The organism is Parageobacillus sp. VR-IP (genome assembly GCF_013357975.1).
Taxonomy (GTDB): Bacteria; Bacillota; Bacilli; order Bacillales; family Anoxybacillaceae; genus Saccharococcus; species Saccharococcus caldoxylosilyticus.
Window position 1 is genome coordinate 37,572 of sequence record NZ_JABVYQ010000011.1, and the last position, 19,611, is coordinate 57,182.

The 19,611-nt window shown below is 42.8% G+C and carries 32 protein-coding genes and 1 rRNA gene; 31 read left to right on the forward strand and 2 right to left on the reverse strand.

Translation table 11 applies throughout. The annotated features are described in order from the left end of the window. Window positions 1-3 precede the first annotated feature (3 nt). The 29 genes from rpsQ to HT574_RS18300 all read left to right on the forward strand — a co-directional run bounded on the left by rpsQ (window position 4) and on the right by HT574_RS18300 (window position 16,944). Window positions 4-267, forward strand: a complete 264-nt coding sequence (gene rpsQ, locus HT574_RS18160; protein WP_003247581.1) for a 30S ribosomal protein S17 — start codon at window positions 4-6, stop codon at window positions 265-267. Window positions 268-317: 50 nt separating this feature from the next. Further along, on the forward strand, window positions 318-686 hold the full coding sequence (rplN, locus tag HT574_RS18165; RefSeq protein ID WP_175245663.1) for a 50S ribosomal protein L14: 369 nt from the start codon (window positions 318-320) through the stop codon (window positions 684-686). 37 nt (window positions 687-723) lie between these two features. Then, the gene (gene rplX / locus HT574_RS18170) at window positions 724-1,035 is read left to right on the forward strand and encodes a 50S ribosomal protein L24 (RefSeq protein ID WP_017434010.1); all 312 of its coding nucleotides are present in this window, start codon (window positions 724-726) and stop codon (window positions 1,033-1,035) included. Window positions 1,036-1,062: 27 nt separating this feature from the next. After that, window positions 1,063-1,602: a 50S ribosomal protein L5 gene (gene rplE / locus HT574_RS18175; protein WP_017434009.1), complete on the forward strand. Its 540-nt coding sequence runs from the start codon at window positions 1,063-1,065 to the stop codon at window positions 1,600-1,602. Window positions 1,603-1,636: 34 nt separating this feature from the next. After that, entirely contained in the window at window positions 1,637-1,822 is a 186-nt protein-coding gene (locus HT574_RS18180) for a type Z 30S ribosomal protein S14 (RefSeq protein WP_003247599.1), read from the forward strand. Window positions 1,823-1,855: 33 nt separating this feature from the next. Then, window positions 1,856-2,254, forward strand: coding sequence for a 30S ribosomal protein S8 (rpsH, locus tag HT574_RS18185; RefSeq protein ID WP_017434008.1), 399 nt, complete (start codon window positions 1,856-1,858; stop codon window positions 2,252-2,254). Window positions 2,255-2,285: 31 nt separating this feature from the next. Further along, window positions 2,286-2,822 (forward strand): 50S ribosomal protein L6, encoded by a 537-nt coding sequence (rplF, locus tag HT574_RS18190; RefSeq protein ID WP_017434007.1) that lies wholly within the window; start codon window positions 2,286-2,288, stop codon window positions 2,820-2,822. A gap of 32 nt (window positions 2,823-2,854) precedes the next feature. Beyond that, window positions 2,855-3,217: a 50S ribosomal protein L18 gene (gene rplR, locus HT574_RS18195; RefSeq protein ID WP_017434006.1), complete on the forward strand. Its 363-nt coding sequence runs from the start codon at window positions 2,855-2,857 to the stop codon at window positions 3,215-3,217. A gap of 19 nt (window positions 3,218-3,236) precedes the next feature. Further along, complete coding sequence (rpsE, locus tag HT574_RS18200; RefSeq protein WP_017434005.1) at window positions 3,237-3,737, forward strand: 30S ribosomal protein S5; 501 nt, start codon at window positions 3,237-3,239, stop codon at window positions 3,735-3,737. 13 nt (window positions 3,738-3,750) lie between these two features. After that, entirely contained in the window at window positions 3,751-3,939 is a 189-nt protein-coding gene (rpmD, locus tag HT574_RS18205) for a 50S ribosomal protein L30 (RefSeq protein ID WP_017434004.1), read from the forward strand. Window positions 3,940-3,962: 23 nt separating this feature from the next. Next, window positions 3,963-4,403 carry a 50S ribosomal protein L15 gene (rplO, locus tag HT574_RS18210; RefSeq protein WP_017434003.1) on the forward strand — a complete coding sequence of 147 codons (441 nt, stop codon included), beginning with the start codon at window positions 3,963-3,965 and terminating at the stop codon, window positions 4,401-4,403. Further along, entirely contained in the window at window positions 4,403-5,695 is a 1,293-nt protein-coding gene (secY, locus tag HT574_RS18215; protein WP_175245664.1) for a preprotein translocase subunit SecY, read from the forward strand. The genes rplO and secY overlap by 1 nt, the downstream gene beginning before the upstream one ends. Window positions 5,696-5,746: 51 nt before the next feature. Beyond that, window positions 5,747-6,397: an adenylate kinase gene (locus HT574_RS18220; protein ID WP_175245665.1), complete on the forward strand. Its 651-nt coding sequence runs from the start codon at window positions 5,747-5,749 to the stop codon at window positions 6,395-6,397. Continuing rightward, window positions 6,397-7,143: a type I methionyl aminopeptidase gene (map, locus tag HT574_RS18225; RefSeq protein ID WP_017434000.1), complete on the forward strand. Its 747-nt coding sequence runs from the start codon at window positions 6,397-6,399 to the stop codon at window positions 7,141-7,143. Before HT574_RS18220 ends, map begins: the two co-directional genes overlap by 1 nt. Before the next feature lie 103 nt (window positions 7,144-7,246). Continuing rightward, window positions 7,247-7,465: a translation initiation factor IF-1 gene (gene infA / locus HT574_RS18230; protein ID WP_003247618.1), complete on the forward strand. Its 219-nt coding sequence runs from the start codon at window positions 7,247-7,249 to the stop codon at window positions 7,463-7,465. Window positions 7,466-7,499: 34 nt separating this feature from the next. Further along, window positions 7,500-7,613: a 50S ribosomal protein L36 gene (gene rpmJ, locus HT574_RS18235; protein ID WP_003247619.1), complete on the forward strand. Its 114-nt coding sequence runs from the start codon at window positions 7,500-7,502 to the stop codon at window positions 7,611-7,613. A 20-nt stretch (window positions 7,614-7,633) separates the two neighbouring features. Further along, complete coding sequence (gene rpsM / locus HT574_RS18240; protein ID WP_017433999.1) at window positions 7,634-7,999, forward strand: 30S ribosomal protein S13; 366 nt, start codon at window positions 7,634-7,636, stop codon at window positions 7,997-7,999. Between the two features lie 25 nt (window positions 8,000-8,024). Beyond that, entirely contained in the window at window positions 8,025-8,414 is a 390-nt protein-coding gene (gene rpsK, locus HT574_RS18245; RefSeq protein ID WP_017433998.1) for a 30S ribosomal protein S11, read from the forward strand. A gap of 177 nt (window positions 8,415-8,591) precedes the next feature. After that, window positions 8,592-9,536: a DNA-directed RNA polymerase subunit alpha gene (locus HT574_RS18250; RefSeq protein WP_017433997.1), complete on the forward strand. Its 945-nt coding sequence runs from the start codon at window positions 8,592-8,594 to the stop codon at window positions 9,534-9,536. Between the two features lie 221 nt (window positions 9,537-9,757). Next, the gene (rplQ, locus tag HT574_RS18255) at window positions 9,758-10,120 is read left to right on the forward strand and encodes a 50S ribosomal protein L17 (RefSeq protein WP_017433996.1); all 363 of its coding nucleotides are present in this window, start codon (window positions 9,758-9,760) and stop codon (window positions 10,118-10,120) included. A gap of 128 nt (window positions 10,121-10,248) precedes the next feature. After that, window positions 10,249-11,088, forward strand: coding sequence for an energy-coupling factor ABC transporter ATP-binding protein (locus HT574_RS18260; protein ID WP_175245666.1), 840 nt, complete (start codon window positions 10,249-10,251; stop codon window positions 11,086-11,088). Continuing rightward, the gene (locus HT574_RS18265) at window positions 11,064-11,939 is read left to right on the forward strand and encodes an energy-coupling factor ABC transporter ATP-binding protein (RefSeq protein WP_175245667.1); all 876 of its coding nucleotides are present in this window, start codon (window positions 11,064-11,066) and stop codon (window positions 11,937-11,939) included. Before HT574_RS18260 ends, HT574_RS18265 begins: the two co-directional genes overlap by 25 nt. Then, window positions 11,929-12,726 carry an energy-coupling factor transporter transmembrane component T family protein gene (locus tag HT574_RS18270; RefSeq protein WP_175245668.1) on the forward strand — a complete coding sequence of 266 codons (798 nt, stop codon included), beginning with the start codon at window positions 11,929-11,931 and terminating at the stop codon, window positions 12,724-12,726. Before HT574_RS18265 ends, HT574_RS18270 begins: the two co-directional genes overlap by 11 nt. Before the next feature lie 13 nt (window positions 12,727-12,739). Further along, window positions 12,740-13,486 (forward strand): tRNA pseudouridine(38-40) synthase TruA, encoded by a 747-nt coding sequence (gene truA, locus HT574_RS18275; RefSeq protein WP_175245675.1) that lies wholly within the window; start codon window positions 12,740-12,742, stop codon window positions 13,484-13,486. A 152-nt stretch (window positions 13,487-13,638) separates the two neighbouring features. Further along, the gene (rplM, locus tag HT574_RS18280) at window positions 13,639-14,076 is read left to right on the forward strand and encodes a 50S ribosomal protein L13 (protein ID WP_175245669.1); all 438 of its coding nucleotides are present in this window, start codon (window positions 13,639-13,641) and stop codon (window positions 14,074-14,076) included. A gap of 21 nt (window positions 14,077-14,097) precedes the next feature. After that, on the forward strand, window positions 14,098-14,490 hold the full coding sequence (rpsI, locus tag HT574_RS18285; protein ID WP_017433990.1) for a 30S ribosomal protein S9: 393 nt from the start codon (window positions 14,098-14,100) through the stop codon (window positions 14,488-14,490). Between the two features lie 123 nt (window positions 14,491-14,613). Beyond that, window positions 14,614-15,054 carry a YbaK family protein gene (locus tag HT574_RS18290; protein ID WP_175245670.1) on the forward strand — a complete coding sequence of 147 codons (441 nt, stop codon included), beginning with the start codon at window positions 14,614-14,616 and terminating at the stop codon, window positions 15,052-15,054. 66 nt (window positions 15,055-15,120) lie between these two features. Further along, entirely contained in the window at window positions 15,121-15,831 is a 711-nt protein-coding gene (gene cwlD, locus HT574_RS18295) for an N-acetylmuramoyl-L-alanine amidase CwlD (RefSeq protein WP_017433988.1), read from the forward strand. A gap of 96 nt (window positions 15,832-15,927) precedes the next feature. Beyond that, window positions 15,928-16,944 carry an Mrp/NBP35 family ATP-binding protein gene (locus tag HT574_RS18300; RefSeq protein ID WP_017433987.1) on the forward strand — a complete coding sequence of 339 codons (1,017 nt, stop codon included), beginning with the start codon at window positions 15,928-15,930 and terminating at the stop codon, window positions 16,942-16,944. A 38-nt stretch (window positions 16,945-16,982) separates the two neighbouring features. Here the strand turns inward: HT574_RS18300 and gerD are convergent, their stop codons facing one another. Then, entirely contained in the window at window positions 16,983-17,615 is a 633-nt protein-coding gene (gerD, locus tag HT574_RS18305; protein ID WP_175245671.1) for a spore germination lipoprotein GerD, read from the reverse strand. 152 nt (window positions 17,616-17,767) lie between these two features. Here gerD and HT574_RS18310 point away from each other — a divergent pair, with 152 nt between their 5' ends. Further along, window positions 17,768-18,373: a KinB-signaling pathway activation protein gene (locus HT574_RS18310; RefSeq protein WP_175245672.1), complete on the forward strand. Its 606-nt coding sequence runs from the start codon at window positions 17,768-17,770 to the stop codon at window positions 18,371-18,373. A gap of 59 nt (window positions 18,374-18,432) precedes the next feature. On the opposite strand, the gene pdaB is transcribed toward HT574_RS18310, so the two are convergent. Beyond that, a complete protein-coding gene (pdaB, locus tag HT574_RS18315; protein WP_175245673.1) occupies window positions 18,433-19,194 on the reverse strand; it encodes a polysaccharide deacetylase family sporulation protein PdaB in 762 nt (253 codons plus the stop codon). A gap of 333 nt (window positions 19,195-19,527) precedes the next feature. Here pdaB and HT574_RS18320 point away from each other — a divergent pair. Continuing rightward, window positions 19,528-19,611, forward strand: a 16S ribosomal RNA gene (locus HT574_RS18320); the annotation flags it as partial.

Here is a 19,611-nt window from a genome sequence, read left to right on the forward strand (position 1 = left end):
GACATGAGTGAACGCAATCAACGCAAAGTATACGTAGGCCGCGTTGTATCCGATAAAATGGATAAAACGATTACCGTTCTTGTTGAGACGTACAAAAAGCATCCGCTTTACGGCAAACGCGTGAAATATTCGAAAAAATATAAAGCGCATGACGAAAATAACATTGCAAAAGTCGGCGACATCGTAAAAATTATGGAAACCCGCCCACTTTCGGCAACAAAACGTTTCCGCTTAGTGGAGATCGTTGAAAAAGCAGTTATCGTTTAATCATTACAAGGTTTGGTTCGGTGATATAATTCCGAAAGGAGGTTTCGTCGATGATTCAACAAGAATCTCGTTTAAAAGTGGCTGATAACTCAGGTGCACGGGAAGTGCTTGTTATTAAAGTTTTAGGTGGTTCTGGCCGCCGCTATGCAAACATTGGCGACGTTGTCGTTGCAACGGTCAAGGATGCTACACCAGGTGGCGTTGTTAAAAAAGGTCAAGTCGTAAAAGCAGTGGTTGTCCGTACAAAACGCGGTGTTCGCCGTTCTGACGGTTCTTACATCCGCTTTGACGAAAATGCTTGCGTTATCATTCGCGATGACAAAAGCCCGCGCGGTACGCGTATTTTCGGGCCAGTTGCTCGTGAATTGCGCGATAGAGACTTTATGAAAATCATTTCCTTAGCTCCAGAAGTAATTTAACGGACAGGAAAAGCCTTTTAAGGAGGTGCGAACTGCAATGCATGTAAAAAAAGGTGATAAAGTACAAGTAATCTCCGGTAAAGATAAAGGGAAACAAGGCGTTATTCTAGCGGCATTTCCTAAGAAAAACCGCGTGATTGTTGAAGGTGTCAATATCGTTAAAAAACATGCGAAACCATCACAAGCAAACCCGCAAGGCGGTATTATCACAAAAGAGGCACCAATTCACGTATCAAAAGTAATGCCTTTAGATCCAAAAACGGGAACTCCAACCCGCATTGGCTATAAGATTGTTGACGGCAAAAAAGTACGTTATGCAAAAAAATCCGGTGAGATTTTAGATAAATAATCGTGATGTCAGAAAGGAGGTACTCTTATGAACCGCCTGAAAGAGAAATATGTAAAAGAAGTGGTACCTGCTCTTATGAGCAAATTTAACTACAAATCTATAATGCAAGTCCCAAAAATTGAAAAAATCGTCATTAACATGGGTGTTGGCGATGCAGTACAAAATCCAAAAGCGCTTGACAGCGCAGTGGAAGAATTAACATTAATCGCTGGCCAAAGACCGGTTGTGACTCGCGCGAAAAAATCGATCGCTGGTTTCCGTCTTCGTGCAGGAATGCCGATCGGTGCGAAAGTAACATTGCGCGGAGAACGTATGTATGAATTTTTAGATAAACTGATTTCCGTGTCGCTTCCACGCGTCCGTGACTTCCGAGGTGTATCGAAAAAATCGTTTGATGGTCGCGGTAACTACACGCTAGGAATTAAAGAACAATTAATTTTCCCTGAGATCGACTATGATAAAGTCAATAAAGTGCGCGGCATGGATATCGTCATTGTTACGACAGCCAACACGGACGAAGAAGCACGTGAACTTTTAACATTGCTCGGCATGCCATTCCAAAAATAATGAATCCCATCCGTAAAGCAAGGGAGGCGAAATCGTGGCTAAAAAATCAATGATTGCGAAACAAAAACGTACGCCAAAGTTTAAAGTAAGAGCGTATACCCGTTGCGAACGCTGCGGCCGTCCGCACTCGGTTTATCGCAAATTTAAACTTTGCCGTATTTGTTTCCGTGAACTAGCATATAAAGGTCAACTTCCAGGCATTAAAAAAGCAAGCTGGTAATAAACCCACGAATTGGGAAGGAGGTAAAACATAATGGTGATGACAGATCCAATTGCAGATATGCTTACTCGCATTCGTAATGCGAACATGGTACGTCATGAGAAGCTTGAAGTACCGGCTTCGAAAATGAAACGCGAAATCGCGGAAATTTTAAAACGCGAAGGTTTTATTCGTGATTACGAATACATTGAAGACAACAAACAAGGCATTCTTCGTATTTTCTTAAAATACGGTCCAAATAATGAACGTGTAATCACTGGCTTAAAACGCATTAGCAAACCAGGTTTGCGCGTTTATGTTAAAGCGCATGAAGTGCCTCGTGTATTGAACGGATTAGGAATTGCGATTCTTTCTACATCGCAAGGCATTTTAACGGATAAAGAAGCGCGTCAAAAAGGAACTGGCGGCGAAGTAATCGCATACGTATGGTAATTCATTTTGTTAAGAATGGAGGTGTTTGTACATGTCACGTGTCGGTAAAAAGCCAATTGAAATTCCTTCTGGTGTAACAGTAACGGTAAACGGCAATACCGTTACAGTGAAAGGGCCAAAAGGAGAATTAACTCGCACTTTTCATCCAGATATGACTATCAAAGTAGAAGATAATATGATCACAGTTACTCGTCCGAGCGATGAGAAATTTCATCGTGCGCTTCATGGTACGACTCGCAGCTTGCTTGCAAACATGGTGGAAGGCGTATCGAAAGGATACGAAAAAGCGCTTGAGCTCGTTGGTGTCGGATATCGTGCGGCTAAACAAGGTAAAAAACTTGTCCTTAGCGTCGGTTTTTCTCATCCGGTAGAAATTGAACCGGAAGAAGGATTAGAAATTGAAGTTCCTTCGCAAACGAAAATCGTTGTAAAAGGTGCGGATAAACAACGTGTTGGCGAGCTTGCCGCGAACATTCGCGCGGTGCGTCCACCTGAGCCGTATAAAGGTAAAGGCATTCGCTACGAAGGTGAAGTTGTACGTCTTAAAGAAGGGAAAACTGGTAAATAACGCGGCTTAGCGAAATGAAAGGAGTGACATAAATGATCACGAAAATTGATAGAAACGCAGTTCGTAAAAGAAGACACGCACGCGTTCGTAAAAAAATATTTGGAACTGCCGAGCGTCCACGCTTAAATGTGTTCCGTTCTAACAAACACATTTATGCGCAAATTATTGATGATATGAAAGCTGTGACACTTGTCAGTGCTTCGACACTAGATAAAGAATTTGACTTGGAATCGACTGGAAATATTGAAGCAGCTAAAAAAGTCGGTGAGTTAGTAGCAAAACGGGCATTGGAAAAAGGCATTAAAAAAGTGGTGTTTGACCGCGGCGGATACTTATACCATGGACGGGTAAAAGCACTTGCCGATGCCGCTCGTGAAGCTGGCTTAGAATTTTAATCATAAAGGAGGGACAAAGATGCGTCGTATCGATCCAAATAAACTTGAACTTGAAGAGCGCGTAGTAGCGGTGAACCGTGTTGCAAAAGTAGTAAAAGGTGGACGTCGTTTACGCTTTTCCGCATTAGTCGTTGTCGGCGATAAAAACGGTCATGTTGGTTTTGGTACAGGTAAAGCACAAGAAGTTCCGGATGCGATTCGCAAAGCGATTGAAGATGCAAAGAAAAATTTAATTGAAGTACCGATCGTTGGCACAACAATTCCCCACGAAGTGATCGGCCATTTTGGCGCCGGAAAAATCATTTTAAAGCCTGCATCCGAAGGTACAGGGGTTATCGCTGGTGGTCCGGCACGTGCTGTATTGGAGTTAGCAGGTATCAGCGATATTCTTTCCAAATCGATCGGTTCAAACACGCCAGTGAACATGGTGCGCGCTACAGTGGATGGATTAAAACAATTAAAACGTGCTGAAGATGTAGCGAGATTGCGCGGCAAAACAGTTGAGGAACTGTTAGGATAAGGAGGGAAATATAGTGGCAAAAAAATTAGCGATTACCCTCACTCGCAGCGTTATCGGTCGTCCGGAAGATCAACGGATTACCGTTAAAACGTTAGGTTTACGGAAAATGCATCAAACTGTCATTCATAACGATAATCCTGCGATCCGCGGGATGATTAACAAAGTTGCACACCTTGTCAAAGTAAAAGAAATTGAAGAATAATGATCATAAGGAGGTGCTTCGCCATGAAACTTCACGAATTACAACCAGCACCGGGTTCCCGGAAAGAACGCAATCGCGTCGGCCGCGGTATCGGTTCTGGTAACGGCAAAACATCTGGCAGAGGTCAAAAAGGTCAAAACGCCCGCTCTGGCGGTGGGGTACGCCTCGGTTTTGAAGGTGGTCAAACTCCTTTATTCCGTCGTCTTCCAAAACGCGGTTTCACCAATATCAACCGCAAAGAATACGCCATTGTTAACCTTGACAAATTAAACCGTTTTGAAGACGGAACAGAAGTAACACCTGAGTTGCTGCTGGAAACAGGCGTCATCAGCAAATTGAAATCGGGCGTGAAAATTTTAGGCAAAGGACAAATTGAGAAAAAGCTAACGGTAAAAGCCCACAAATTCTCTGCTTCTGCCAAAGAGGCAATCGAAGCTGCTGGCGGTAAAACTGAGGTGATTTAATGTTTCGGACAATCTCCAACCTTATGCGCGTCGGTGATATAAGAAAAAAAATCATCTTTACTCTTCTTATGCTCATTGTGTTCCGGATTGGAACATTTATCCCCGTTCCGAATGTGAATGCGGATGTCTTAAAAGTGCAGGATCAGCTAAACGCTTTTGGCGTTCTTAACATATTCGGCGGCGGGGCATTGCAAAACTTCTCGATTTTTGCGATGGGCGTGATGCCGTATATTACAGCATCCATCATCATGCAGCTGCTGCAGATGGATGTTGTTCCTAAATTTACGGAGTGGTCGAAGCAAGGTGAGGTTGGACGACGTAAATTAGCTCAGTTTACCCGCTATTTTACGGTCGTTTTAGGTTTTATTCAGGCGTTCGGAATGTCGTATGGTTTTAACCGTATGGCATCGGGAGCGCTCGTTAAAGACCCTGGTATACCAACCTATTTATTAATCGCAACGGTTTTAACAGCCGGAACGGCATTTCTGATGTGGCTTGGTGAACAAATTACTGCAAAAGGTGTAGGAAACGGCATTTCGATTATTATTTTTGCCGGGATCGTTTCCGGTATCCCTGCTGTGCTCAATCAAATTTATGCACAGCAATTTGAAAATGCCGGCGAAGAGTTGTTTTTGCGCATTGTGAAGCTTCTGCTTGTTGCGTTAGCGGTAGTTGTTGTTATCGTTGGCGTTATTTACATTCAACAAGCATTCCGGAAAATTCCGATTCAATATGCTAAACGACTGGAAGGACGGAGCCCGGTTGGCGGGCATTCTACCCATTTGCCGCTGAAAGTGAATCCAGCGGGAGTTATTCCAGTGATTTTTGCCGTGTCATTTCTTGTTGCTCCACCGACAATTGCATCGTTTTTTGGATCGAATGATGTAACATTGTGGATTCGGAAAATATTCGACTACACACACCCAGTTGGCATGGTTCTTTACGTGCTATTAATTATCGCCTTTACGTATTTCTATGCCTTTGTTCAAGTCAATCCTGAACAAATGGCGGACAACTTGAAAAAACAAGGTGGTTATATCCCAGGGATACGTCCAGGGAAAAATACACAGGAGTATGTCACCAAAATTTTATACCGGCTTGTATTTGTCGGTTCGATATTTTTAGCAGCAGTTGCGGTCCTTCCTGTGTTCTTTGTCAATTTTGCTAATTTGCCACCTTCCGCTCGCATCGGTGGAACCAGTTTGCTCATTGTCGTCGGTGTTGCGCTCGAGACAATGAAACAGCTAGAAAGCCAGCTTGTGAAACGTCACTATCGAGGTTTTATTAAATAAAGAGGTCAGGAGCAACCGCCCCTTGCCTCTTAGAGCTGAGGGGGAGCGAGGATGAATTTAGTACTAATGGGTTTACCAGGTGCCGGAAAAGGCACTCAAGCGGAAAAAATTGTTGAGACATACGGAATTCCGCATATTTCCACTGGTGATATGTTCCGTGCGGCCATTAAAGAGGGAACACCATTAGGATTGCAAGCGAAAGAATATATAGATCGCGGTGATCTTGTTCCGGATGAAGTGACCATCGGCATCGTTCGCGAGCGTTTAAGCAAAGACGATTGTCAAAAAGGATTTTTGCTAGACGGGTTTCCACGGACGGTTGCCCAAGCGGAGGCGTTAGAAAACATTCTTGCCGAATTAAATCGCACGATTGATTATGTGATTCATATTCATGTAAATAAAGATATTTTAATGGAACGGTTGACAGGAAGAAGAATTTGTAAAAGCTGTGGCGCAACGTACCATCTTGTATTTAATCCGCCGGCCAAGCCAGGCGTTTGCGATAAATGCGGCGGCGAACTATACCAACGCGCCGATGATAATGAAGAGACGGTAGCGAACCGGCTCGAAGTAAACGCCAAACAAATGCAGCCGTTGCTGGATTTTTACGAGAAAAAAGGGTATTTACGCCACATTAACGGACAGCAAGATATTGAAAAAGTATTCGCAGATATTCGCGAACTTCTCGGAGGATTACAATAATGATTATTTGCAAAACTCCGCGTGAAATTGAAATCATGCGCGAGGCCGGGAAAATCGTGGCGCTGACCCGAAAAGAGTTAGAAAAACATATTCGACCTGGGATTACAACGAAAGAGTTGGATGCGATTGCGGAAGACGTAATACGCCAGTACGGTGCCATTCCTTCATTTAAAGGATACAACGGATTTCCAGGAAGCATTTGCACTTCTGTAAATGAAGAGCTTGTCCACGGAATTCCTGGCAACCGGGTATTAAAAGAAGGAGATATTATCAGCATTGATGTCGGCGCCCAATATAATGGCTATCATGCTGATTCCGCATGGACGTATCCTGTTGGGGAAATTGCGGAAGAAACGAAAAAGCTTCTTGAAGTAACGGAAAAATCCTTATATATAGGATTAGAAGAAGCAAAACCAGGTGCCCGTTTGTCCAATATTTCTCACGCGATTCAAACGTATGTGGAATCTCACCATTTTTCAATCGTTCGCGAGTATGTTGGGCACGGAATTGGTCAAGACTTACATGAAGACCCGCAAATACCGCATTATGGTCCGCCGAATAAAGGACCGCGTTTAAAACCAGGAATGACGTTATGTATTGAACCGATGGTCAATGCGGGCAGCCGCTATGTCAAAACACTTGCTGATAACTGGACCGTCGTTACGGTAGACGGAAAGATGTGTGCCCATTTTGAGCACACGATCGCCATTACAGAAAATGGCTATGAAATCTTGACAACCCTCTAATATAATCATGATGGACACGGATTGCGGAGCCGTTGGCCAATATGGTGTTCATTCGGTTTTTCGTAACACTATGTTACTCATTCGAAGGAGGGAGAGCCGCTCGATGGCTAAAGACGATGTAATTGAAGTGGAAGGCACTGTAGTCGAAACATTGCCAAATGCGATGTTTCGTGTAGAATTAGAAAATGGTCATACTGTATTGGCGCATGTTTCTGGTAAAATTCGCATGCATTTCATTCGGATTTTACCTGGAGATAAAGTTACGGTAGAATTATCTCCGTATGATTTGACACGCGGTCGAATCACGTATCGTTATAAATAATGAAAGCACTCCGTTTGACAGGGAGGTAAAAGACATGAAAGTAAGACCATCTGTAAAACCTATTTGTGAAAAATGTAAAGTTATTCGTAGACGTGGTAAAGTTATGGTGATTTGCGAAAATCCAAAACATAAACAACGACAAGGTTAATCTTTAAGGAGGTGCACAATATGGCACGTATTGCAGGTGTAGATATTCCACGTGATAAACGTGTAGTTATTTCGTTAACTTATATCTACGGAATCGGCAAACCAACTGCTCAAAAAATCTTGAAAGAAGCAGGTGTATCAGAAGATACTCGCGTTCGTGACTTGACAGAGGAAGAATTAGGGAGAATTCGCGAGATTGTCAGCCGCTTGAAAGTGGAAGGAGATCTTCGTCGCGAAGTATCGTTAAATATTAAACGTTTAATTGAGATCGGATGCTATCGTGGCCTTCGCCACCGTCGCGGCTTGCCGGTTCGCGGCCAAAATACGAAAAACAATGCTCGTACACGTAAAGGTCCACGCCGTACCGTAGCGAACAAGAAAAAATAATTAAGCAAAGGAGGTAATTCCACGAATGGCACGTAAAACAAATACACGCAAACGTCGTGTAAGAAAAAATATTGATACGGGTATTGCCCATATTCGTTCCACTTTTAACAATACGATCGTAACGATTACAGACGTTCACGGAAATACGATTGCTTGGTCCAGCGCTGGAGCGTTAGGTTTTAAAGGTTCCCGTAAATCGACGCCATTTGCGGCGCAAATGGCAGCGGAAGCAGCTGCAAAAGCTTCGATGGAACATGGAATGAAAACAGTAGAGGTAAATGTAAAAGGACCTGGTGCTGGTCGTGAGGCAGCGATTCGCGCATTGCAGGCAGCTGGATTGGAAATTACAGCAATTAAAGACGTAACTCCTATCCCGCACAATGGATGCCGTCCGCCAAAACGTCGCCGTGTGTAATATCCCTGTATAGAATTTGTATCCTTGTCAATAATGGGATATGATAAGTATCATTATGTACAGGGAAAATATTGCTTAGCCATTTGCACATTTGGGAACTTATTCATGGGGGAATTTCGATTAGGCGTGTATCGTTTGGTCGGGGTCTCGACGTTTTGAAGGAGGGTATAATAATCGATGATTGAAATTGAAAAACCGAAAATCGAAACGGTTGAAATCAGCGAAGATGCCAAATATGGCAAATTCGTCGTCGAACCGCTTGAGCGTGGATATGGTACAACTTTGGGTAACTCCTTACGTCGTATCCTATTATCTTCACTCCCTGGTGCTGCTGTGACATCGGTACAAATAGATGGTGTACTGCATGAGTTCTCAACGATTGATGGCGTCGTAGAAGATGTGACAGCAATCATTTTGAACATAAAAAAATTAGCGTTAAAGATTTATTCTGATGAAGAAAAAACGTTGGAAATCGATGTACAGGGTGAAGGAGTTGTCACAGCTGCTGATATTACTCACGACAGCGATGTGGAAATTTTAAACCCGGATCTTCATATTGCTACGTTGGCAGAAGGCGGACGTTTGCGTATGAGAATGACCGCCAAACGGGGACGTGGGTATGTTCCAGCTGAGGCCAACAAGCGCGAGGATCAGCCAATAGGCGTTATCCCTATCGATTCGATTTATACACCTGTTTCACGCGTTTCTTATCAAGTAGAGAATACGCGTGTCGGACAAGTGACGGACTATGATAAGTTAACCATTGATGTGTGGACAGATGGAAGCATCGGACCGAAAGAAGCCATTTCCCTCGGTGCGAAAATTTTAACCGAGCACTTAAATATTTTCGTCAGCCTGACAGATGAAGCGCAAAATGCGGAAATCATGGTGGAAAAAGAAGAAGATCAAAAAGAAAAAGTGCTCGAAATGACGATTGAAGAACTTGATCTTTCTGTCCGTTCCTACAACTGCTTGAAACGTGCCGGTATTAACACGGTTCAAGAACTGACGCAAAAAACAGAAGAAGATATGATGAAAGTGCGCAATCTTGGTCGCAAATCTCTTGAAGAAGTAAAAGCGAAGCTGGCTGAACTTGGGCTTAGCCTGCGGAAAGATGACTAGTTAACGTTGTTTAACTAGTATTTTCATGTTACTATGGAAATCGGCTTTGTCGAACGAAAACAGCCAGGAATAGGGGATGTTCGTCTATTTGTCGGTTGACTTGCTAAATATTGCAGTTTCATTTTGTTCGAGAAACGTTATTGTTACCATTTTTGTTAGCAGCTAAATAAGAGATTTGCATCGGATATCATGCGGAAAATATTATAAAGGAGGGACATCTCATGTCATACAGAAAATTAGGACGTACAAGCGCTCAACGTAAAGCATTGCTTCGCGATTTAGCAACAGATTTAATCATTAATGAGCGTATTGAAACAACAGAGGCGCGTGCGAAAGAATTGCGTTCTGTGATTGAAAAAATGATCACGCTTGGCAAGCGCGGTGATTTGCATGCACGCCGTCAAGCGGCAGCATTTATTCGTAAAGAAGTAGCAAACAGTGAAACAGGTCAAGACGCGCTGCAAAAGCTGTTCAGCGATATTGCACCGCGTTATCAAGATCGCCAAGGCGGTTATACTCGGATTATGAAACTTGGTCCTCGCCGCGGCGATGGAGCGCCAATGGTGATCATTGAACTAGTGTAATGTAAAGCAGTTCTGTTGACTAACAAGGGCGAGACAGTTTCTTTCGAACTGGATCTATGCCCTTTTTTTATTTTACTTGTTTGTAGTAGAGTAGAGGTGAGAGATAGAAGAGACAAGGAGAAGGAATTATGACAGAAACCATTTTATCCGTGGAGAAGCTATGTTTTCGCTATCCAAATCAATCTGATTATGCTGTGCAAAACGTAACATTCCAAGCGAAGCGTGGGGAATGGCTGGCGATTGTCGGGCATAACGGTTCAGGAAAATCAACCATTGCTAAATTGCTTATCGGGTTGTTAAGACCGGAAAGCGGTGTGATTAAGCTGTTTCATCATGTACTTGATGAGCAGACAGTTTGGGAAATCCGCCGTCGCGTTGGCATGGTATTCCAAAATCCAGATAATCAGTTTGTCGGAACGACGGTAGAAGATGATATCGCTTTTGCTCTGGAAAACAACGGGGTTCCCCGCGAAGAAATGGTCAAAAGAGTTCATGAAGCGATTCGGCAAGTTCATATGGAAGAGTTTTTGCACCATGAACCACATCACCTTTCCGGCGGTCAAAAGCAGCGCGTTGCGATTGCAGGCATCCTTGCCTTGCGGCCGGATCTCATCATTTTAGATGAGGCAACATCAATGCTAGATCCAAAAGGAAGGCAGGAAGTATTAGACACCGTCCGTGATTTAAACAAAAAACAACGTATCACTGTGTTGTCCATCACCCATGATTTAGAGGAAGTTGCTAAGGCCGACCGCGTTATTGTCATGAATAGAGGGGAAATAATGACAGAAGGAACGCCGAAACAAATTTTTGCGCTTGGGACAAAACTAGAACGAATAGGTTTGGATTTGCCGTTTGCGGTAAAAATAAGAGACCGGCTAAAACAGTGCGGAATCCCGCTATCTTCAAGCTACTTTACGATAGAGGAGTTGGTAGAAGAATTATGGACATTATATTCCAAAAGGTAGAACATGTATATAATGCCAACTCACCGTTTGCCCGTCGAGCGTTATACAACGTGGACATCATGATTGAAAACGGTTCTTATGTGGCGGTTGTCGGTCATACTGGTTCAGGAAAATCGACGTTGTTGCAACATCTAAACGGGTTGCTTCAGCCGACAAGCGGCACAGTGACGGTAGGAAATCAAACGATTACAAATAAAAAACGCCAAAGGGACTTAAAACCGCTCCGCAAACAGGTTGGTATTGTCTTTCAATTTCCAGAACACCAACTGTTTGAGGAAACAGTGGAGAAAGATATATGTTTCGGACCAATGAATTTCGGTGTTCCAGAGGAGGAAGCAAAAAGGAAGGCAAGAGAGCTGATTAAGCTAGTCGGGCTTCCGGAGGACGTATTAAGTAAGTCACCGTTTGATTTAAGCGGCGGGCAAATGCGCCGTGTTGCCATTGCCGGGGTGTTGGCGATGGAACCTGATGTGATTGTGTTGGACGAGCCGACAGCTGGCCTAGACCCACGCGGGCGTAAAGAAATCATGGAAATGTTCTACCGCCTTCATCGTGAAAAACAGCTGACGACCGTATTAGTTACCCATAGCATGGAGGATGCTGCCACATATGCAGATTATATGATTGTTATGCATAAAGGGACCGTGTGGAAAACGGGAACACCACAACAAATTTTTCAAGATAGCGATTCTTTAGAGGAAATTGGGCTCAATGTACCGGAGACAGTGCGTCTAAAAAAAGAATTGGAGAAAAAGTTAGGGATTATCCTGCCATCTCCGTGTTTGACGATCGAAGAGACCGTAGACGCCATTCAAAAATTATTTTCCAAGGTGAACACTCATGATGAATAGCATGATTATTGGCAAATATGTACCTGGCAATTCCGTCATTCACCGCATGGACCCGCGTGCCAAACTGTTAATCATCTTTATGTACGTATTTATCGTCTTTTTAGCGAATAATAGTGTTACTTATGCCGTATTAACGGTATTTACATTTGGTTTTCTCGCATTGTCGCGCATCCCGTTATCGTTTGTGATTAGAGGTTTAAAGCCGATTATATGGATTATCGTCTTTACTTTTTTGCTGCATGTCTTGATGACAAAAGAGGGGGATGTGCTATACCAAATTGGTTCCTTTTCGATTTACGAAGGCGGCGTCAAGCAAGGAATTTTTATTTCGTTACGCTTTCTACTGCTCATTATTATTACTACTTTATTAACTTTAACCACCACCCCGATCGAAGTGACTGACGGAGTGGAAATCCTACTGGCGCCGCTAAAAAAAATGCGCGTTCCTGTCCATGAACTGGCGCTAATGATGTCTATTTCTCTTCGTTTTATCCCGACGCTAATGGAAGAAACGGAGAAAATTATGAAAGCACAAACAGCCCGCGGCGTCGATTTTACTGAAGGCCGATTTTCGGAAAGAATGAAAGCGATTGTATCACTGCTTGTGCCGCTATTTATCAGTTCGTTTAAACGTGCTGAGGAACTGGCAACCGCGATGGAAGCGCGCGGCTACCGCGGCGGCGAGGGAAGAACGAAATTTCGCCAGTTGGTATGGAAATGGACTGATACCGCTTTTTTAACAGCAGTATTGCTGTTGGCTGTTGTGCTGTTTGTATTACGTTCGTAATGAGGAGGAAATGATGAATAAACGGATGAAATGTACGCTTGCCTATGACGGTACCTATTTTTCGGGCTATCAAGTTCAACCTGGCAAACGCACGGTCCAAGGGGAACTTGAAAGAGTGCTAACACAAATGCATAAGGGCCAAATGGTGCGTGTGGCTGCTTCAGGAAGGACGGATGCCGGTGTTCATGCATGTGGGCAAGTGATTCATTTCGATACGGCTTTATCGCTTTCGCCCCAACAATGGAAAAAAGCATTAAATGCTCTATTGCCGGATGATATTGTGATTAAACATGTGCAGGAAGTGGATGCTTCTTTTCATGCCCGTTTTGCCGCCAAGGCCAAAGAATATCGGTATAAAGTGCGGAATGCCAAGGAGCGAGATGTGTTTTTGCGTCATTACTGCTATCATTATCCGTATGCGCTGGATATCGAAGCAATGAAACAGGCATTGCGATTGATCGAAGGGACACATGACTTTACGAGCTTTTGTTCCGCCAAAACCGATATAGATGATCGTATACGGACTATTTATCAAGCGGACATGGCCGTTGATCAGGAGATGTTGGAATTTCGTCTGATTGGCAATGGATTTTTGTATAATATGGTGCGGATTATTGTTGGAACTATTTTGGAAGTTGGTCAAGGAAAACGGAGCGCAGACAGCATTTCCACTATTTTGGAAGCAAAAGACCGGCGTTATGCTGGCCCGACTGCTCCGCCTCAAGGTCTGTACTTATGGAAAGTATATTATGACAACTAGTCCTGGTGTAACATTTTCTTGACATTGATATGCTAAAGAGATATTATGTAATATGGTATGTATTTTTCCACGATTAGCCCCGGAAAGTAATCGTGTTGAGATAAATTTTATAGCAAATTGCATGTTTATTTTTTATTTTAGGAGGGAACAGAATGCGTACAACTTACATGGCGAAGCCAAATGAGGTAGAACGTAAATGGTACGTTGTCGACGCTGCTGGCAAAACGTTAGGACGCCTTGCAAGTGAAGTAGCAGCAATTTTGCGTGGCAAACATAAACCAATATTCACACCACACGTGGATTGCGGCGATCATGTCATCGTGATCAATGCAGATAAAGTGGAATTAACCGGGAAAAAATTAACGAAAAAACTTTATTATCGTCACAGCTTGCATCCAGGTGGATTAAAAGTAAGAACGGCTTTAGAAATGCGTACAAACTATCCAGAGCAAATGATTGAAAGAGCGGTACGTGGAATGCTTCCAAAAGGCCACTTAGGTCGTCAAATGTTTAAAAAACTGCACGTATATCGTGGAAGCGAACATCCACATCAAGCACAAAAACCAGAAGTTTATGAAATTCGCGGATAATTCATGAAGGAGGGTATTATTTTGGCACAGGTACAATATTATGGCACAGGTCGTCGCAAAAGCTCTGTTGCACGCGTGCGCCTTGTTCCAGGAGACGGACGCATTATCGTCAACAACCGTGACATTCGTGACTATATCCCAACAGAAGCGTTAATCGAAGTGGTGAAACAACCGCTAGTGTTAACAGAAACATTAGGAAATTATGATGTGTTGGTAAACGTAAAAGGCGGCGGATTTGCTGGTCAAGCAGGTGCGATTCGCCACGGCATTGCCCGTGCGTTATTGCAAGTAGACCCGGATTATCGCCCAATATTAAAACGTGCAGGATTATTAACACGCGATGCTCGCGTGAAAGAACGGAAAAAATACGGTCTCAAAGGTGCTCGTCGCGCTCCACAATTCTCGAAACGTTAATCTTATTTTTCCACAAATCTCAGCCATATCGGCTGGGATTTTTTTCTTTTCCCTCACCTTTTTTCTTCACGCATGTTTAGGATGAATCGTTGAAAACTACATCCTAAAGGAGCGTGAAAGAACATGAATGTCATTACTTCATTTAAGGAAAAAAAACGCGAAAAGCAAATACTATACGAGCGAAAAATGTTGCGCGAGTTGTCGTTGGAAAAGTTAAAAACGAAAGTCATTGAACAATTTGGTCCTTTTTATCATATGTATCGCGTATTCCCAGCCATTATTGAGGAAGGATGCATCGATATCGCGATTGAGGCGTATTTGCTCGGTGCAAACTACAGCCGGTTTGGTTACTATGGGGAGCCGACAGAAAGCGTAAGAAGACGATGTGCGCAAGAGGAAAAATATTTAATCGATACATTATTCGATTTCCTTTGCTTTTGGGGCAATATCGATGACGAATTGGTAAGCGAATCGCTTTATTATACATGCGAGCATTATATCATTTATTGGTGGACAGAAGGATTTGAAAAAGGAAAAAAACGCCGGCGCTTGAAACTTCACTGAAAGAAGTTCTATTTTTGCCTCTTGTCCCATATAACATAGAGTAGGGGAAACGCAGGAGGAGAAATAATGAAAGGAAAATGGTTGGGCGCTCTTGTCATTAGTTTGGCCATTATTATTGTTTTGTTCCAATACCTTTTTTCCGATCCAACTTCAACAAAATCATGGAATCTTCCGCTATCTGGAAGGATTATCATTTTAGACCCTGGTCACGGCGGACCAGATGGCGGAGCGGTCGGCGGCGATGTGGTGGAAAAAGAAGTGGCGCTGAAAGTGGCGGCGAAATTGCGTGACTACTTGCAGCAGCAAGGAGCGCTCGTGCTGATGACAAGGGAAACGGACAGCGATCTTGCTGATAAAGACACGCGCGGCTACAGCCGGCGGAAAACAGAGGATTTGCGAAAGCGCGTCGCTTTTATTAATGAATCAGAAGCGGATTTATTTATTAGCATTCATCTCAATGCGATCCCTTCTCCGCGTTGGCGTGGAGCGCAAACCTTTTATTATGGTTCATTGATAGAAAATGAACGGCTTGCTAGGTTTATCCAGGACGAGTTACGGCGTAATCTTGAAAATACAAACCGTGTAGCCAAAGTTATTGATACCGTTTATTTGTTAAAATATGCGAAAAAACCTGGCGCGCTCGTCGAAATTGGTTTTTTATCCAATCCGGAGGAGAGGGAACTTTTAGCTTCCAATCACTATCAAACCAAACTTGCCGCCTCGATATACAAAGGAGTGCTGCGATATTTTTCCAATGAGAAAAATCCCCCAAAGTAGGGGGATTCCTTTTTTTACATAATGGCTATGCGATCATTATATATGATATAGTAAAAATATGAAACAGAATATATACATAAGGGCTGGTGATGATCGATGCTTACGGAGAACGAGGTTAGAGCGTTGCTTGAAAACATCAAAGATCCGTTTTTAAACAAAACGTTTAAAGAAACAAATGCGATCCAAGAAATTAAAATTAAGGAAGACAAAAAACATGTTAGCGTCAAAATTGCATTGGCCAAAACGGGAACAGCAGAACAGCTTCGGGTGCAAACGACAGTTGTCCAACTATTAAAAGATGCGGGCGCTGCTTCGGTAGGCTTGCGGTTTGCACAGCTTCCTGAAGAAGTAGTAGCAAAATATGAAGGGAGCAAGTCCAAAACTACTTACATTGCGATTGCCAGTGGAAAAGGCGGGGTCGGAAAGTCGACCGTTTCCGTCAATTTGGCTGTTTCTCTCGCTCGTCTTGGCAAAAAGGTAGGGCTCATTGATGCCGATATTTATGGATTTAGTGTTCCGGACATGATGGGCATTGTCGAACGCCCGACGGTGCGCGGTGATAAAATTATTCCGGTGGAACGTTTTGGAGTAAAAGTCATTTCCATGGCCTTTTTTGTCGAAGATAACGCTCCTGTTATTTGGCGTGGTCCAATGTTGGGAAAAATGTTAAACAACTTTTTCAAAGAAGTGGAATGGGGCGATCTAGACTACCTATTATTGGATTTACCTCCTGGAACAGGAGATGTTGCGTTAGATGTCCATACGATGCTGCCATCGTGCAAAGAAATTATCGTTACTACTCCGCATCCGACAGCGGCGTTTGTGGCGGCGCGCGCGGGGGCAATGGCGCTTCGTACCGAGCATGAAATTATCGGTGTGATTGAGAATATGTCCTATTTTGAAAGCCGCAAAACAGGCGAAAGAGAATATGTATTCGGCAAAGGCGGCGGCGAAAAGCTTGCCAAAGAGTTGCAAACAGAACTATTAGGCCAATTGCCACTGCAGCAACCAGATTGGAATGATGATGATTTTGCTCCATCGGTGTATGCCGAGGATCATCCGATTGGACAAATATATATGGACATCGCCCGCAAAATTATCGAAAAATGTTAAATAAAAAAGGAGATGCATCTCTAAGAGATGTTCTCCTTTTAGCTTTCTCCTCCTTGCCCTTGCTGATCTCCGCTGCTTTCTTCTCCCTCTCCCGTTTCTTCACCATCGTCTTGTTTTTTTGTTTCCTGTTGTATGTTTTCAGCCGATTTGATTAATATGTCTTGAATTTTTGCTTGGAACAATGGACTGTTCAGCGTTTCGGTGATGACTTGCTGCAGATGTTGGCGAAACTCCTTGCTTTTTAACACGTCTAGCATTGCTTTTTCCATTTCAGGATTTTTCAAAATATCTATCATCATCCCTTGATATTCCGGGTCTTTCATCAACGCTTTGATCGTTTTTTCATGCTCCGTTTTTAAGCTTTTGGCAAAGCTTTCCGCAATTTTGGGATCTTGTAGTGCTTTCTCCCAAAATTTTATTCCTTGTTCAGAAGTCAGTACTTTTTGCAACGTGTCTTTGATGACGGTTTGTTCCATGATGAGTTGTTGCTTCATTTTTTCATCCGTCATGATTTCTTGAATCGCCTTTTTTCCTTCATCCGTTTTTAAAATATCAACGACCATTTTTTTCGTTTCGTCATAATCAGGGGGAGGTGCACTAATTTCTTGAGGAGCACAAGAACCAAGGATAAGAAAATAGCTCAATAACAGGAGCAATGTGCTTTTTTTCATGTAGGTAAGCTCCTTTCTTGCAAAAGTCCCTCACCCTTAATATGAATTTTCAACAGAAAAATATGCATTTGCTTTATTCCAAGCTGGCTTTTTTCCGAAGTCGTTGATAAAATTTAAAGCGAATCATGTTGAGAATAATGGGGGATGGAGTTGTGAACAGCCGTAAATGGGTGCGTTTATTTTTAACGACATTAGCTATCGGAGGAATAACGACGGCAATTATAGGAATCGTTTTTAATTGGGGCCAATACCAAAAACTGCTGTTACAATTGGACGTAGTGGAAATTTTCGCTGTATTGATGTGGCATATTGGTGTTGGCTTTATTTTTAGTGTCGTGAGCCAAGCGGGTTTTTTTGCTTATTTAACTATCCATCGCTTTGGGCTGGGAATTTTCCGCTCTGCCTCGCTGTGGAACGCTGTACAAATGGTGTTAATTTTGTTTGTACTGTTTGACTTAGTATATTTTCGTTATCAAGCATTTGCGGCCAAGGGTGAGTCTGTCGTTAGTTACATATTAGTGGCTTTATTTCTTTTAATGGTTGGGCTTGTTGTAGCGTATATAAAAAGCGCGCAAACCAATAAAGGCGCATTTGTGCCAGCCTTGTTCTTCATGATTGTCGTGACGGTAATTGAATGGTTTCCTGTATTGCGTATTAATGACCGAAACTGGCTTTATTTAATGTTGTTTCCTTTATTAGTTTGCAATGCTTATCAGCTGCTTATATTGCATAAATTAACAGGCGGCGCGAAATCATAACCGAAAAGGAGGAGGAGCTCCTCCTTTTTTTGTAAAAATCGGATCAAACATACGATCGTTTAATTGATTTCCTTGCTGCTTACATCTCCATTCGCAATCAGCTGCGAAACGCTAACATTCCGGTATCCGTTTTCCTTCATTACCTTAATAATCTTTGGAAGTGCTTTTGCTGTTTGCTTGGCAGAATCGGATGCATGAAGTAAAATAATGTCTCCCGCTTCCATGTCGGTGACAACATTTTTCACAATGGTGTTAGTGCCAGGATTAAGCCAATCTTTAGAATCAATGCTCCAGTGAACGACTGTGTAGCCAAGGGAATCGGCAATCTTTAACACGTTTTTGTTAAAGTTGCCTCCTGGAGGACGCAATAATGTTATTTCCTTTATTCCAAGGGTGTCAAATACTTTCTTGGCTTGCATAAGATCTTGCCGTATTTTCGCATTTTCTAGCTCCGTATAGTTCAAAAAGTTATAACCCATGCTGCCGATTTCGTGGCCGTCCTCTTTAATTCGCTTCACGATGTTTGGATGGCGTTCTGCCCACGAAGCCGATAAAAAAAAGGTTGCATTTTTGATGCCGTTTTGTTTTAATACATCGAGGATGGGCAAAGCATTTTGATCCCCCCAGCTAATATCAAATGTCAATGCTATTTCATCTTTACTTTTCCCCACTTTATAGATAGCCTTTGGACCGGCAGAGAGAGAAAGAGTGGTATTATACATTCCATGTGCGTATAAAATAGCGGCGGTAAAAAATGCAGAAAGAACGATAATCAATGCTTTTTTTAGGGACCTCCCATTTAGTGCGTAGAAAAAGTTCATTATATTTTCCCCCTTTGTCCTAAAGTCGTCCTGTGACCATCTTATGCTTGTCATCGGGAATGTTATGAAACATATTTTGAAACAATCTTTTTTAATTTGAATAAAAAAGTATTGACAACGGGAAAATACCATGATAAATTATAGTACGTCGCTAATTTAAACAACAAAAACAGTATTGACATACTGCTGATGGTTATGTTAGTATAAAGAGGTCGCAAACAGGAAAAAATGTTCCTTGAAAACTGAACAAAACGAAGCGTCCACATAGAAAAGCGGAAGCGCCGCGACGTCTTACGGTGTCGGTGCTGAAGCTGAAAACAAGCCAATCAACTTTCTATGGAGAGTTTGATCCTGGCTCAGGACGAACGCTGGCGGCGTGCCTAATACATGCAAGTCGAGCGGACCGAACAGGAGCTT

Bases quoted from the DNA above. Each gene is read 5' to 3' on its own strand.
- rplN (WP_175245663.1), top strand. From the start codon at position 318: ATGATTCAACAAGAATCTCGTTTAAAAGTGGCTGATAACTCAGGTGCA.
- rpsM (WP_017433999.1), top strand. From the start codon at position 7,634: ATGGCACGTATTGCAGGTGTAGATATTCCACGTGATAAACGTGTAGTT.
- HT574_RS18250 (WP_017433997.1), top strand. From the start codon at position 8,592: ATGATTGAAATTGAAAAACCGAAAATCGAAACGGTTGAAATCAGCGAA.
- HT574_RS18220 (WP_175245665.1), top strand. From the start codon at position 5,747: ATGAATTTAGTACTAATGGGTTTACCAGGTGCCGGAAAAGGCACTCAA.
- rpsK (WP_017433998.1), top strand. From the start codon at position 8,025: ATGGCACGTAAAACAAATACACGCAAACGTCGTGTAAGAAAAAATATT.
- rplX (WP_017434010.1), top strand. From the start codon at position 724: ATGCATGTAAAAAAAGGTGATAAAGTACAAGTAATCTCCGGTAAAGAT.
- secY (WP_175245664.1), top strand. From the start codon at position 4,403: ATGTTTCGGACAATCTCCAACCTTATGCGCGTCGGTGATATAAGAAAA.
- gerD (WP_175245671.1), bottom strand. From the start codon at position 17,615: ATGAAAAAAAGCACATTGCTCCTGTTATTGAGCTATTTTCTTATCCTT.
- HT574_RS18270 (WP_175245668.1), top strand. From the start codon at position 11,929: ATGATGAATAGCATGATTATTGGCAAATATGTACCTGGCAATTCCGTC.
- rplR (WP_017434006.1), top strand. From the start codon at position 2,855: ATGATCACGAAAATTGATAGAAACGCAGTTCGTAAAAGAAGACACGCA.
- rplE (WP_017434009.1), top strand. From the start codon at position 1,063: ATGAACCGCCTGAAAGAGAAATATGTAAAAGAAGTGGTACCTGCTCTT.
- rplF (WP_017434007.1), top strand. From the start codon at position 2,286: ATGTCACGTGTCGGTAAAAAGCCAATTGAAATTCCTTCTGGTGTAACA.
- cwlD (WP_017433988.1), top strand. From the start codon at position 15,121: ATGAAAGGAAAATGGTTGGGCGCTCTTGTCATTAGTTTGGCCATTATT.
- rpsH (WP_017434008.1), top strand. From the start codon at position 1,856: ATGGTGATGACAGATCCAATTGCAGATATGCTTACTCGCATTCGTAAT.
- HT574_RS18300 (WP_017433987.1), top strand. From the start codon at position 15,928: ATGCTTACGGAGAACGAGGTTAGAGCGTTGCTTGAAAACATCAAAGAT.
- HT574_RS18290 (WP_175245670.1), top strand. From the start codon at position 14,614: ATGAATGTCATTACTTCATTTAAGGAAAAAAAACGCGAAAAGCAAATA.
- truA (WP_175245675.1), top strand. From the start codon at position 12,740: ATGAATAAACGGATGAAATGTACGCTTGCCTATGACGGTACCTATTTT.
- rpmJ (WP_003247619.1), top strand. From the start codon at position 7,500: ATGAAAGTAAGACCATCTGTAAAACCTATTTGTGAAAAATGTAAAGTT.
- rplQ (WP_017433996.1), top strand. From the start codon at position 9,758: ATGTCATACAGAAAATTAGGACGTACAAGCGCTCAACGTAAAGCATTG.
- map (WP_017434000.1), top strand. From the start codon at position 6,397: ATGATTATTTGCAAAACTCCGCGTGAAATTGAAATCATGCGCGAGGCC.
- pdaB (WP_175245673.1), bottom strand. From the start codon at position 19,194: ATGAACTTTTTCTACGCACTAAATGGGAGGTCCCTAAAAAAAGCATTG.
- HT574_RS18265 (WP_175245667.1), top strand. From the start codon at position 11,064: ATGGACATTATATTCCAAAAGGTAGAACATGTATATAATGCCAACTCA.
- HT574_RS18260 (WP_175245666.1), top strand. From the start codon at position 10,249: ATGACAGAAACCATTTTATCCGTGGAGAAGCTATGTTTTCGCTATCCA.
- rplM (WP_175245669.1), top strand. From the start codon at position 13,639: ATGCGTACAACTTACATGGCGAAGCCAAATGAGGTAGAACGTAAATGG.
- infA (WP_003247618.1), top strand. From the start codon at position 7,247: ATGGCTAAAGACGATGTAATTGAAGTGGAAGGCACTGTAGTCGAAACA.
- rplO (WP_017434003.1), top strand. From the start codon at position 3,963: ATGAAACTTCACGAATTACAACCAGCACCGGGTTCCCGGAAAGAACGC.
- rpsE (WP_017434005.1), top strand. From the start codon at position 3,237: ATGCGTCGTATCGATCCAAATAAACTTGAACTTGAAGAGCGCGTAGTA.
- rpsQ (WP_003247581.1), top strand. From the start codon at position 4: ATGAGTGAACGCAATCAACGCAAAGTATACGTAGGCCGCGTTGTATCC.